This is a genomic window from Streptomyces tendae, from assembly GCF_008632955.1.
In the GTDB taxonomy this organism is placed as follows: Bacteria; Actinomycetota; Actinomycetes; order Streptomycetales; family Streptomycetaceae; genus Streptomyces.
Genome location: NZ_CP043959.1, coordinates 3488467 through 3501673, shown reverse-complemented (window position 1 = coordinate 3501673; position 13207 = coordinate 3488467). Strand labels below are relative to the sequence as shown.

Below are 13207 nucleotides of genomic sequence, written 5' to 3'. Positions count from 1 at the left end.
CGGACGGGCGGCGGCGGTACGGCGGCCGGTGAGGGCCGGGGCCGGCGCGGCGGCGGGGCGCGGTACGGCGGCTGCGCGGCGTGGACCGCGGCGGGCTCCGGGCGGACGGACGCTACGGCCGTCCCGGTGCCCGCCCCGGTCACGCCGCGGCCGTGCGCCGCTCGGACTCCTCGGCGATGTGCGCGGCGAGGGCCTCGATGGTGGGGTGGTACCAGAGCGCGGTGGTCCCGAGTTCGAAGCCGAGCCAGTTCTCCATCTCGCCGGCGATGATCAGCGCGGCGGTGCTGTCGAGGTCGAGCTCGTCGAAGTACTGGTCCGGCGGGACCTGCGAGGGGTCGACGCCCAGTCGCTGCGCGATCTCGTCGATCAGCCACTTCTGGGCTTCCTCGGCCGTGATTTTCACCATTTCCGGTCCTCTCCGAATGGCTTGAAGCAGATGGACCGGGGAGTTCTGTGGGATCCCCGGGGAAAACGCCTCGACACGGAGGCGTGCGAATGCGGAGGCAATGAGGGCCACACCGGGCCGGGAGGCGGTGCCGATCCGCGAGCGTGAACCTATGCGCGGGGGTGGGGCCGGGCAACCGGGCCCGACGCCGCGAATGGCCCCCAGGACGCGCGCGGACGGGCCGTCAGCGGGAATTCGCGGCTTTGAGCTGGGTGTTTCACGACCGGGTCGCGGAGAGGAACTCCACTGTCAGCCGGGAAAAACGCTGTCAGCGTCCGTGTCAGCCAATGCCGCGGCCGGAGTTGCGGGCGCGCGGCGGGCTTTCCCGCCGTCGGCCGGCGTGGGTTCGGGGTCGTCCCGGAAGAGACGGCGTGCGGTCTCGCCGCGAGCCCGGGCGAGCTGGTCGACGGCGACCCGCAGGGACACCTGCTGGCTCGCCGCGACCCGTGCGGCGGCCTTGCGGATGGCCAGCGGGAGGTGGCCGCACAGCGCGGCGAACTCCCCCGCCTCGGCGGGCTCGGCGGCGACCCGATGGGCGCCGAGGCATGCCTCGAGCAGCGCGCACGACTCCCCCGGCAACAGAGGGCCGACGCGGACGCGGGTGGCGCCCTCACGGGTGACCAGCCCGGTCAGTGGCGCCCTGCTGGTGACCAGGACGACGTTGCCGGGCGTGCCGGGGAGCAGGGCGCGGACCTGAGCGGGGTCGGCAGCGTCGTCGAGCAGCAGCAGGAACCGGCGCCCGGCGACCATGCTGCGGAACAGCACCTGGGCTTCCTCGGTGGTGTCGGGCAGCCACGCGTCCCGGACGCCCAACGAGTGCAGGAAGCGGGCCAGCACGGTGCCGGGCGGCACCGGTGCGGTGCCGCTCCCCCGCAGGTCGGCGTAGAGCTGTCCGTCCGGAAGTCGGCGCGGTGGCCGTGGGCCCAGCGGACGGCGAGGGCGCTCTTGCCCGTCTCGGGAGGTCCGTGCACGATGCCGATGCCCACCGGGCGGTGTCCGTGCCGCGGGGCCGCAGCAGGGCGTCGAGGGCGTCGAGTTGTTCTCCGCGGCCGACGAACGGCTGCGGCGGAGGCGGGAGTTGGGCGGGGGTGGCGATCACGCGCAACGGCTCGGCCGCGGCGGGCCGTCGAGGTTCACAGGGGTGTCCGGCGCCCCTGACGGCGACAGGAACGCCCCGGACACGGGGGTTCACCGGAGGACGCGCCGGCGTCCATGGTGAGGATGGTGTGGCGGCTCGCCACACCTCCTGGCTCGGCTCGACGCCGAGCTCCCGTCTCAGCCGTACCCGCAGTTCGGCGAAGAGCTGGAGGGCGGCGGCGCGGCGGCCGGAGCCCGCCAGCGCAAGCATCATCCTGGCCTGTAACGACTCGTGCAGCGGTTCCTCGTGCGCGGCGCGGCGAGGTGCTCCACGGCGGAGGCGGGCCTGTTCAGCCGTAGCGCGAGGTCGGCGCAGTCGATGGCCACGTCCACATGGCGCTGGGCGACCCGCACCACCGCGGATGCTGCCACAGATGCGACACGTCCTCGAGCAGCCGGCCCTGTCTGCTGCGCAGGGCCCCGCCGTACAGCTCCAGGGCTTCGGCCGGGCGGTGGCGGCGGTCTGCCGGGCGTGGGCGACGCGTTCGTCGAACTCCGCAGGTCCAGGCGTACTCCGTCGCTGTCCAGCACGTAGCCGCCGCGCACCGTGCGGATCCGCCGGCCGGCTGCGCTCCCGGTGTCCTCGTCGAGGACGCGGCGCAGCGGGCGGCGTAGGTGTGCAACAGATTGGCGTGGCTGAGCGGCGGCTGGTCGGGCCAGAGCACGTCGGCCATCTCGTCGTGCCGGACGACCTGGTCGGGCTGGACCGCCAGCAGTCCGAGGAGGGCACGCAGTTTCAGCGGCATGGCGACCCGCTTCCCGGCACGCAGCACGGTCAGCGGCCCCAGCAGGCGTATCTCGCAGGCGGCGGGGGGCGGTGTCGTGCGGCCGCCGTCCCGTCCCGCTCCGGGGACGGCGGGCGCCGGTAGCCGACCACGCCGGCCAGGCGTCGAGTGAGGCGTGGCGGGGGTTGCGGACCTGGCCCCGTTCGATGTGGCGGACGGTGCGCACGCTGATTCCCGCGCGCCGCGCCGCCTCCTCCTGGGTCAGGCCCGCTCTGATCCGCGCCGCCCGCAGTTCTTCTCCTTCACGCCCCTCGGACATCCCCCATCCTTTACGTGCATACGAATACGCCGAACGAATGACGGAAACCTATCCCGACCCGGGCGCACTCATGCCGGAAGAACGGCGTCGTCTTTCGCCGTGCGGCGAGGATGCGGCAGCGCGGACAATACCGGGCGGTTTGATTTCCTGTTCAAACTCCTGAGGCGTGACCGGCCGCCTTTCCGTGCGATTCCCGGAGCGTTTCCGGCGGGTTTCCGGCGGCGTGACGGAGCGGCCACGCGTCATCGGCCGTCAGCCGGCCGCGACGTGTCCCTTCGGCAGGGCGTCCTCGGCCGGCCGCGGCGACGCGCCCTCAGGCTGCGGGGCGGAGGGCCGCACCAGCAGCAGCACCATGGCACCGGCGACCACGGCCACCACGCCTCCGGCCAGGAACACCTGGTCGAGACCGGCGGCGTAGGCGTTCTCCACGGTCCGCCCGGCGGCCTGGCGCGCCCCCTCGGGCACCGCCGCCAGGACGGCTTCGGACCGGCCCCCGGTGACGAGTTCGGCGGCCTCCCCGGAGTCGGTGAACAGCCCGCTGTCGCGGAGTTCACTCGCGACGACCCCCGACAGCAGGGTGCCCACGGCCGGGATGCCCAGCGCGAATCCGAGCTGGCGGAAGGTGTTGGCCGCGCCGCCCGCCATGCCCGCGCGGTCGGCCGGTGCCGCGGCCAGCGCGGCCGAGGCGAGGATCGGCGAGGCGATGCCGACACCCACGCCCGCCACCAGGAAGCCGGCGAGCAGCGCGGTCCAGCCGGAACTGCCGGTGAGGGACATCTCCAGGAAGGAACCCACGCCGATCAGCAGCAGGCCCCCGCCGATCGGGTACTGCGGCGGCACGGCCGCGAGGAAGCGGCCGGCCAGCCCGGCGGCGACGAAGGACATCGCGCTGAACGGCATGAGGATCAGGCCGGCCTTGACGGGTCCGAAGCCGAGCACCGACTGGGCCCACACCGAGACGAACACGAGGTTGGCGAAGGCCGCGGCGCTGAAGACGACGGCGCCGCCCATCAACGCGGCGAACGACGGGGTCCGCATCAGACCGAGGTCCAGCATCGGGTCCCGCCGGCGGCGCTCGACGAGGACGAACGCCAGCAGGGCGAGGGCGGATCCGCCGAGCAGGGCGAGGGTGCTGTCCGCGCCCCAGCCCTCCTCGCCGGCGTGGATGAGGGCGAAGACGACGAGCGTGGCGGCGAGGGTGAAGCCGACGGTGCCGGGCAGGTCCAGGCGGCGGTCACGGCGGGTGGGCGACTTGGCCAGGTACCTGGCGCCCACGTACAGGGCGACGACGGCGACGGGCAGGTTGACCAGGAAGATCCAGCGCCAGTTCAGGTGCTCGGTGAGCAGACCGCCGAGGATCGGTCCCGCCGCCGCGGCCGCCCCGTTCACCGCGCCCCACATGCCGAAGGCGACGCCGCGGTCCCGGCCCTGGTAATTGCTGGCCAGAAGCGCGGTGTTGGTGGCGAACATGGCGGCGGCGCCGAGGCCCTGGACCCCGCGCGCGGCGATCAGCACCTCGCTGCTGCCGGCCAGGCCGCAGGCGAGCGAGGCGCACGCGAACACGGTGAGCCCGATCAGGTAGACGCGGCGCGCGCCCGCCAGGTCGGACAGCGATCCGAGCGCCATCAGGAGTGCGGCGAGCACCAGCACGTAGACGTCCACCACCCATTGGAGGGCGGAGAAGGACGCGTCGAGCGAGTCGGTCATCCGCGGCAGCGCGACACTGACGATGGTCACGTCGACGAGCAGCATGAAGGTGCCCAGGCACACAGCCAGCAGCGGCAGCCATTTCCGCATGGCGAGAAGCCTCTCGGGTGGGCCCGGGGCGCCTGGTGCGCGCCGGGCGGACAGGTACGGGGAACCGGCACGCCGGGGCCGGGACGGCCGGACGCCGGGGTGGTTCACGAGGCACGGACCGGCGCGCGGGGTGCGCACGCCGTCACCGGGGGTCGCGGGACCCCCTCTTAGACAGTGGGCAAGAGAGTACACCAGCTCTTAGACAGTGGCTAATAGGCTAGGGTGGCAGGCCCCGAAGCCGCCCGAGCCCCCTAACGCGGCGTCCCCCGACACCTCGGAGCGTGAGGTATCCCGTCATGGCTGACACAGCACCCCGCCGCCGGTCCCGGGCCTCGGCGGGTCTTCCGCCCATCACGGCCGAGAAGATCATCGACGCCGCGGTCGAACTGACCCGTGAGCGAGGTCTCGACGGCTGGTCGATCCGTCAGATCGCCACCCGGCTCGACGTGTGGCCCGGTGTGGTCGCGCACCACGTCGGCGACCGCGAGGCCGTCGTCATGGGGGTCACCGACCGGGTGATCTCCCGTATCCCGGTGCCGGGCGAGGACCGGCCCTGGCGCGACTGGTTCCGCTCGATGATGGTGGACGGACGGGAGGTGCTCCGCGACTACCCCGGGGTGGCACGGCGACTGTGCGTCGTGGGCCCGAACGTGCCGTCGGCGCTGCCCACGATCGACACCGGCATCCGGGTGCTGCTGGCGGCCGGGTTCGGCGCCGAGGCCCCCGTGGTGTACCGGTACCTGTTCAACACGGCGTTCACGCTGGTGGCCGTCGAGGACGACCGCAGGCACTTCCCCACGGCCCGTGCCGACATGGGGCGGGCGATGGCCGCGTTCGCGGAGGACGACTCGCTTCCCGGCCTCGCGGTGGCCGGCAGCACCGCCCGTACGCGCGGTACGGATCCCGAAGACATCGCCGCGCAGGAGACGGAGTTCTTCCTCTTCACCGTGGAGCGCTCGCTGGACGGCGCGGAGGCCATGCTGACGTCCCGTTGACACCCTGATGCCCCGCCTGTTCCCGGGCGGCCTCACCAGCACGCGCGGGCCCCGGCGCCGGCACGGGCACAGCCGGAGACGTCCCTCAGGTTCCCACCGGGCCTCGCCACGATCCGGCCCGCCCGCCCGACAGCGGGGGTACGTCCGTACGAGCGCGCCCCTCGCCACGCGAGCCGCCCGCCTGCCACCGCCTGCGGACGCCGGCTCACGGTCACCGCCCACCGACCGCCCTCGCGCACCATGCCCCACGGCGGACCTCGCACGTCCCGTCGGTGTGCGCCGGCCTGCCCTGTGCGCGGCGTCGAGACGTGTTCGGCCTGTCGGCGGTGTCCCCGCGGCGTGGGCACGCGTTCCGCCGGGCCTCGGCGCCGGGGCGCGACGCCGGTCCGGCAGGCGGCGGCCGCCGTCCCCGCCCGGGACCGGCCGCACCCGGTCGACGCAGGCGGGGACGGCGGCGGTCTCGCGCCGTCCGGCGAGGAGGTCACGCCGTGGGCTGCTCCTGGACGGCGTGGGCGTCGGTGAGGGCGACGGTCAGATAGCCCGCGATCTCGCCGACGGTGGGGTAGTTCCACAGCAGCGTCGCCGGCAGGGCGATCCCCAGGTCCCGCTCCAGCGCCACCCGGACCGCTGCGGCCAGCAGCGAGTCGACACCCGCCTCGGTGAGCGGGCGGTGCACCCCGACGGCCGCCGGCTGGACGCCGAGGACGGCGGCGACCCGGGCCCGTACCTCGTCGAGGAGGTACGCGGCCAGCCCGTCGCCCGTGAGACCGACCCAGTCCGGCACCTCCGAGGGCTGCCCCACCTCGTCGGACGCGAGTTCGGCGAGCAGCGCGGGACGCGGTCCGCCGTGGCCGCGCAGCAGGCCGAGCACCGCCACCAGCGCGCTGTCCGGACGGGCCACCGTGTGGTCGAAGGCGCGCAGTGCGAGGTCGGGGGCGATGTCGGTGGTGCCGCGGGCGTGGAGTTCCACCTCCGTCGCCGCCGCCGCGGTCGCCATGCCCAGCCCCCGCCAACTGGTCCACGCCAGGGAGACCGACTCCGCGTGTCCGGTGGCCCGCCGGTGCGCGGCCAGGACGTCGAGGAAGGTGTTGGCGGCGGCGTACGCGCCCTGGCCGGGCAGGCCGAGCAACGGCCCGGCGGAGGAGAACAGGACGAAGAAGTCCGTCGACCCGGGCGGGAAGAGCTCGTGCAGGACCCGGGCCCCGTCGGCCTTGGGCCGCATCACCGCGCGCAGGTCGTCCCCCGTGAGCCGGTGCAGCAGGGCGCTGTGCACGGTGCCGGCCGCGTGGACCACACCGCGTACCGGAGGCAGGTCCAGGGAGTCCAGCGCCCGCCGGGTGGCGGCCGCGTCGGTGATGTCGGCGGCGACGGTGCGCACGGTGACTCCCGCCGTCTCCAGGCGGCGCACCGCCCGTACCCGCGGGTCGTCGTCGGTCCAGCGGGCCCGCGGCGGCATCGGGGTGCGGCCCAGCAGGACGATCCGGCGCGCGCCGCGTTCGGCGAGGTGGCCGGCGAGCTCGAGCCCGAGCACGCCGAGCCCACCGGTGATCAGGTACGTCCCGTCGGGGCGGCAGACGAACGGCGCGGCGTCGGGTGCCGGGGCGGCCGGTGTCAGCCGCGGCACGTCGACCCCGTCGTCGGTGACCGACAGGACCGGTTCGGCGGCCCCGAGGTGCAGCAGGTTGAGCAGCAGCCGGGCGGGGACTCCGGCGAGGCCGCCCGCCGGGCAGTCGACGACGCCGCCCCAGAACTCGGGGTGTTCACTGGCCGCGACCCGGCCCATGCCCCACAGCGGCGCCTGGGCGAGGGCGCCCGCCCCGGCCGCCTCGCGCACGCCGGCGGTGAGGCACCACAGCAGCGGCCGGTCCCCGGGCAGGGCGGCGATGTCGGCGACCAGCCGGGTGAACCCGGCTGCCACGTCGGCCGGTTCGGGCGGGGTGGCGGAGCCGAAGCCGGCGGGCGCGAAGAGGACGTGGTCGGCGTCGGCGAGCGCCGCGCGGTCCACGCTCACCGTCGCACCGTGCGCGGCGGCCTCCGGCACCAGGGAGCGCGCCAGCTCGGTGGGGCCGAGCACCAGGACGGTCCGGCCGAGCAGAGTGGTCCGCGCGGAGGTGTCCACGGGGAACGGCCGCCAGGTCACCTCGAGCCGCCCGCCGGTGCCCTGCTCCTCGGCCGAACCGGACAGGTCCCGTCGAGCTCTCCGTAGTGCAGTCCCGCAGCGAGAGCAGCGACTCGGAGCCGTCGGCCGCCACGCCCCGGATGTCGACGTGCACGGTCGTGGGGCGTTCGGCGTCGACGCGTACGGTGATGCCGGCCCGGCGCGGCGGCGCACCGGCGCGGACCACCCGGTCGATGCGGGCGGGCATCCGCAGCACCCCGGGACCGGGGAAGACGACCGAGGCCATGGAGAGCGCGGCGTCGAGCACCGCGGCCCAGCTGCGGTCCAAGGGCGCGTCCGCGGCGGCGGTCAGCACGCCCTCGCCGCGCCGCAGCCCGTGCACGGTCCAGGGGTAGCCCATGTCGGCGACGCCGAGTTCGGCGAGGCGGTCGACGACGTACCCGGGCGGCAGTTCCTCGGCCGCGTCCGTGGCCTCCACCGGCAGGACGGGTCCCGCCGGGTCGAGCGCGGCGAGGGTGTGGGTGACCCACGCGGTGTCCGGGGCGCCGAGCCGGCGCGAGGCCAGCCGCAGGCCGTTCTCGTCGTGCACCACCTGCAGCTCCCGGGTCTCCTGCTGCGGTACGACGACCGGCTGGCGCAACCGCACGTCGGTCAGCTCGTCGGTGCGGGCGGCGGTGAGGAAGGTGTTGAGCAGCACGGCGGCCGGCACGATCTCCGTGCCCAGCACGGGGTGCCTGCGCGGGTAGGGACGGGTGCGCAGGTCGAGGGTGGTCTGCCAGACGCGGGTACGGGAGCCGTGCACGGCGGTGGGTGTGCCGAGCAGGGTGTCGACCGGTGGTTCGGCGCCCTGCTCGCGGGGGTCGACCCAGTGCCGCTCGTGCTGCCAGGCCGTGGCCGGCAGGTCGGTCCGGTTGCCCGCGGGCTGGAGCACCGACCAGTCGACGGGTACGCCGTGGCAGTGGAGGGCGGCGAGCGAGGCCAGCAGGGTGGCCTTCTCGGGCTTGTCACGGCGCAGGCTGGGCGTGACGAGGGCGCCGGGCAGCGCGGCGACGGCCTCGGTGACGGAGTGGCTGACCACCGGGTGCGCGGAGATCTCCAGGAAGAGGCGGTGACCGTCCTCGACGGCGGCCTGCACGGCCTGGTGGAAGCGAACGGGATTGCGCAGGTTGTCCGCCCAGTAGGAGGCGTCCTGACGGCGCCGCGCGCGCGGGTCGTCGGTCGCGGTGAGGTACAGCGGCAGCCGCGGTTCACGCGCGTCCAGGCCGGCGACGGCCGCGGCGAGTTCCGCGGCGGGTCCGTCCATGTGCGGGCTGTGGAAGGCCACGTCGGAGTCGATCCGGCGGACGGTCCAGCCCTGGCCGGCCCAGGTCTCCGCGGCTCGTTCGACGGCCGGTACGTCGCCGGCCACGACGGTGGAGGACGGGGCCGCGGCGATGGCGGCGCACAGCGTGGTGTCGGTCCCGATGCGGGTCCGCACCTCGTCGAACGGGCGGTCCACCATGATCATGGCGCCCTTGCCGGCCGCGCCGCGCAGCAGTGCCGAGCGGCGGCAGACGAGCCGTGCGCCGTCCTCCTCCGTGAGCACCCCGGCGGTGACCGCCGCGGCGATCTCGCCGACCGAGTGCCCGATGACCGCGCCCGGCCGGACACCGTGGTGACGCCAGACCTCCGCGAGACCGATCTGTACGGCGAACAGCATCGACTGGACGATGTCCACGGAACCGAGGGTGCCGGCGCCGAGCACCTCCCGCGGGGTGACGCCCAGCTCCTTGGCGTAGACGGGTCCGAGGCGGTCGATCGCCGCCGCGAACACCGGCTCGTCGGCGAGCAGTTCGCGTCCCATGCCGGCCCACTGCGCGCCGTGCCCGGAGAACACCCAGACGGGGTTCCGGGCGGGGCCCGCGCTCTCCCCGGTGACGACGGCGGGGTCGGGCCGGCCCTCCGCCAGCGCGGCCAGGCCCCGGGCGAGTTCGTCGCGGGTCGAGGCGAGGACGGCCGCGCGGACGCCGAGGTGGGCGCGGCGGTGCGCGAGCGTGTGCCCGATGTCGGCGACGTCGTGCGCGTCGAGCGCCCCGAGGAGCCGCCCGGCCTGCGCGGCGAGGCCCGGCACGGTCGCCGAGGAAAGGGGGTGGACCGCGGGGCCCGTGGCGGGCGCCGTTCCCGCCGTGGGACCGCCCGCGGTACCGGAGACCGGGCCTGCGGGCCGGGGCGCCTGTTCCAGGACGACGTGCGCGATCGTGCCGCCGTAGCCGTAGCTGGCGACTCCGGCCAGACGCGGGCGGCCGGTGTCGGGCCACGGGGTGGAATCGGTGACGAGGCGGAGCCCGGAGGTGTCCCACGGGATCTGCTCGCGGGGGCCGGCGACGGACAGGGTCGGCGGGATGACGCCGTGCTCCAGGGCGAGCGTGGTCTTGATGAGTCCGGCGATGCCGGCTGCGGCCTCGCAGTGCCCGATGTTGGTCTTCACCGATCCGACCAGGCAGGGCCGTCCTTCGTCGGCCCGGTCCCCGACGACCTCGGCGAGCGCGGCCGCCTCGATGGGGTCGCCGAGCCGGGTGCCGGTGCCGTGCGCCTCCACGTAGTCGACCTCGCCGGGGACCACGCCCGCCGCCTCGTACGCCCGGCGCAGCAGGTGCGCCTGCGCGGTGGGGCTGGGCGCCATGATGCCGTCGGTACGGCCGTCCTGGTGAACGGCGCTGCCACGGATGAGGGCGAGGACCCGGTCGCCGTCGCGCTCCGCGTGGGAGAGCAGCTTCAGGACGACGATGCCGCAGCCCTCGCCCCGCCCGTAGCCGTCCGCGGCGTCGTCGAAGGCCTTGGAGCGCCCGTCGGGCGAGATGGCTCCGGCCAGGTCCAGGACGGTGGTCAGGCCGGGGCCCGCCATCAGCATGACGCCGCCCGCGAGGGCCACGGGCACCTCCCCGGCGCGCAGCGCGGCGCACGCCTGGTGCACGGCGACCAGGGACGACGAGCAGGCCGTGTCGACGGCGAGGGACGGTCCGCGCAGGTCGAGGGTGTAGGAGATGCGGTTGGGCACGCCGCACAGCGAGGAGCCGATGCCGGTCCAGGCCTCCACGCCGGGCAGGTCCTCCAGCAGACGGCGGCCGTAGTCGTCGGTGCCGACGCCGATGAAGACCCCGGTGTCGGTGCCCGCGAGGGAGGGCGCCGGGATACCGGCGTGTTCCAGGGCCTCCCAGGCGACCTCGAGCGCGATGCGCTGCTGGGGGTCGAGCTGGCGGGCCTCGGTCGCGGAGATGCCGAAGAAGGCGGCGTCGAAGCCGGAGATGTCGTCGAGGAAGGAGCCGTTGGCCGTCACGCGCGTCAGCACGGCCGCGTCCTCCCGTGACCGGGCACGGTGCGCGGCCCAGCGGTCGTCGGGTATGGGTCCGGACGTGCTGACGGCGTCCGTCAGCAGTTCCCACAGGGCCTGCGGGGAGTCGGCGCCGCCGGCGAAGCGGCAGCCGATGCCGACGACCGCGACCGGCTCCGCAGGGCTCGGGGGCAGGGGGGACAGCGCACGCATGGAGTCACCGCTCACGTTTCGGTGCCGCTCCCGCACGAGCGGCGGAGACGGCGGGGACGGAAGAGGACGGACGGGGCAGAAGCGAGGGCCTGTGCCGGCCGGGCGCGTCCCGACCACCGGGCAGGGGCCCGGAGGCGGGCGGAGGCCGGGGGCCGGCAAGGGCCGGGGGCCGGGGGCCGGGGATGGCAAGGGTCAGGGGGGTCGGGCGGAAGTCCGGTGGCCGGGCAGGTTGGGTGGGCTCTGGTGGTCGGGCAGGTCTCCCCGGGGGCCGGGCAAGGGCGCGGGGTACGGGCGGAGGCCCGAGAGCTGGGCGAGGGCGCGGGGGTCAGGTGAGGGTCTGGTGGTCAGGCAGGGGCCGGTGGCTGCGCGAGGTCTGGTGACCGGGCGGAAGTCCGGTGGCCGGGCGAGGGACTGATGGACGGCGGAAGTCTGCGGGCCAGGCGGAGGGCTGGTGGCGGGCGGAGGCCCGGGGCCGGGCGGTGCTCCGGGTGCCGGCCGGCCCAGGGCGGGCGAGCGGCCCGGCCCTCGCCGGGCCGGGCGGCCGGGCTTCGGGCGTGGACGGCGAGGTGCGGCGCCGGGCCCGGTGCTCCGGGGCCGGGGAGCGGGCGCCGGGTCAGAAGTACATGACCGCCTTGTCCCAGTCCTCGCCCTCGGCGAAGAGGTAGCGGGCCTTGAGGATGTCGCGCTGGGCGGTGAGCGCCCGTTCCGGCACGAGAGTGCCGGGCGGCAGCCCCGTGACGCGGTGCGGGACGCCGAGTTCACGGTCGAGTGCGGCGCCCAGTTCCTTGACGGCCTGCTCCCGGACGGCGTCGGGGGCCTCCAGTTCGAGCCGCAGCACGTCGCGGTGCGCCATCGCCCGCCAGAACATCACCTCGTAGGACAGGGGCAGCGAGAACACCAGCTCCTCCAAACGCTGCTGGGTCACCGTGGCGCCGCCGACCCGGTGCTCGGTGCCGGCCCGGCCGAGCACCGTCACCGTGGGCAGCACCCAGCCGCACGGACAGGCCTCGTCCGAGACCTCGACCTCGTCGGCGAGGTTGTAACGCAGCAGCGGCATCGCCTCCCGGTGGAGGGGGGTGACGACCATCTGGCCGCGGCCCGTCGGCGACAGCTCGCCCGTGGCCGGGTCGTACACCTCGAACACCGCCCGGTCCGCCCACAGGTGCAGCCGGCCCTCGGGGCACTGTCCTGCGATGGTGCCGGTCTCCGTGGAGCCGTACTCCTCGACGACCGGGATGCCGCCCCAGATCTCGCTGAGCCGGCGCCGCCGCACCTCGCTCAGCGGTTCGGCCGCGGTGAACATGGCGCGCAGCGCGGGGAAATCACGGTCGGGACGCAGCCCGGCGGCCTTGGCCGCGGCCGCGAGCATGGTGATCTCGGTGGGGTTGCACCAGGTGAGGGTGACGTCGAGGGACTTCAGCACGCGCACCATGCGGGACAGCGGGGTGGCCAGCGAACGTGCGTCACCCGGGACGACGGTCGCTCCGCGCAGCCGTCCCGCCGCCTGCGCCAGGTGCCCGGTGATGACCAGGCCGTAGGGGGTGCGGACGAGGAAGGTGTCCGAGGGCTCGATACCGACCCACTTGCGGGCGAAGCGCTCGGCGAGATCCGCCCAGTCCTCGTCGGTGTAGTAGGAGGCGGTGGGCTCCCCGGCCGTGCCGCTGGACTCGTGGTAGGTGGCGAGCCGTTCGCGCTCCACGGCCAGCATCCCGAACGGGTACTGGCCGCGCAGGTCCTGCTTGGTGGTGATCTCGATGCCGGCGAAGTCCTCCGCGCTCCGCGGCGGCGTGCGGTCCCGGTAACGCGCGGCGTAGAAAGGCGAGTTGAGAGCCTGCGCGATCACGCCGGGCAGCCGGGTGCGCTGCAGTTCGGCCAGTTCGGCGGCGCTGGACCAGTCGCCCGGTTCCGGACGCGACCTCGACATGTGGGATCTCCCTCGGGTGGACCCTGACCGCGTGGCGGACGGCCACGCGCTGACTGACGGCGCGGGCAGCAGCACACCACCGCCGGACCGGCGGCGACGCGAGTAGTCGCCACTCAATCCGGCCGCGGGCGGGGGCACGGCATGTGCCGTGCGCCGTGCCGCAGGGAGGCGGGGCGCACGGGGTGCGTGGGCCGCGCCGGTTGAGTACCGCCTACTCATGAGG

General features: G+C 75.0%; 8 protein-coding genes and 2 pseudogenes. 1 reads left to right on the top strand and 9 read right to left on the bottom strand.

Translation table 11 applies throughout. The annotated features are described in order from the left end of the window. Window positions 1-139: 139 nt before the first annotated feature. The 6 genes and pseudogenes from F3L20_RS16040 to F3L20_RS16025 all read right to left on the bottom strand — a co-directional run bounded on the left by F3L20_RS16040 (window position 140) and on the right by F3L20_RS16025 (window position 4423). Window positions 140-406 (bottom strand): acyl carrier protein, encoded by a 267-nt coding sequence (locus tag F3L20_RS16040; RefSeq protein ID WP_145824782.1) that lies wholly within the window; start codon window positions 404-406, stop codon window positions 140-142. A gap of 288 nt (window positions 407-694) precedes the next feature. After that, window positions 695-1297, bottom strand: a complete 603-nt coding sequence (locus tag F3L20_RS33985; RefSeq protein WP_167534535.1) for an NB-ARC domain-containing protein — start codon at window positions 1295-1297, stop codon at window positions 695-697. A gap of 397 nt (window positions 1298-1694) precedes the next feature. Next, window positions 1695-1898, bottom strand: a pseudogene (locus tag F3L20_RS35645) (BTAD domain-containing putative transcriptional regulator); the annotation flags it as partial. Next, entirely contained in the window at window positions 1873-2355 is a 483-nt protein-coding gene (locus F3L20_RS34625; protein ID WP_240810980.1) for a hypothetical protein, read from the bottom strand. The gene F3L20_RS34625 and the pseudogene F3L20_RS35645, both read right to left, overlap by 26 nt. A gap of 142 nt (window positions 2356-2497) precedes the next feature. Then, a pseudogene (locus tag F3L20_RS34620) lies at window positions 2498-2626 on the bottom strand (helix-turn-helix transcriptional regulator); the annotation flags it as partial. Window positions 2627-2878: 252 nt separating this feature from the next. After that, window positions 2879-4423 (bottom strand): MFS transporter, encoded by a 1545-nt coding sequence (locus F3L20_RS16025; protein WP_240810652.1) that lies wholly within the window; start codon window positions 4421-4423, stop codon window positions 2879-2881. Window positions 4424-4719: 296 nt separating this feature from the next. Between F3L20_RS16025 and F3L20_RS16020 the strand changes: the two genes are divergently transcribed. After that, window positions 4720-5418, top strand: a complete 699-nt coding sequence (locus tag F3L20_RS16020; RefSeq protein WP_145824784.1) for a TetR/AcrR family transcriptional regulator — start codon at window positions 4720-4722, stop codon at window positions 5416-5418. Window positions 5419-5899: 481 nt separating this feature from the next. On the opposite strand, the gene F3L20_RS34615 is transcribed toward F3L20_RS16020, so the two are convergent. From F3L20_RS34615 to F3L20_RS16010, 3 genes are all read right to left on the bottom strand, one after another. Then, complete coding sequence (locus tag F3L20_RS34615) at window positions 5900-7201, bottom strand: beta-ketoacyl reductase (RefSeq protein WP_240810942.1); 1302 nt, start codon at window positions 7199-7201, stop codon at window positions 5900-5902. Continuing rightward, complete coding sequence (locus tag F3L20_RS16015; protein WP_206338783.1) at window positions 7179-11075, bottom strand: type I polyketide synthase; 3897 nt, start codon at window positions 11073-11075, stop codon at window positions 7179-7181. Before F3L20_RS16015 ends, F3L20_RS34615 begins: the two co-directional genes overlap by 23 nt. A gap of 598 nt (window positions 11076-11673) precedes the next feature. Beyond that, entirely contained in the window at window positions 11674-12984 is a 1311-nt protein-coding gene (locus F3L20_RS16010) for a phenylacetate--CoA ligase family protein (protein WP_150154969.1), read from the bottom strand. Between the last annotated feature and the right edge of the window lie 223 nt (window positions 12985-13207).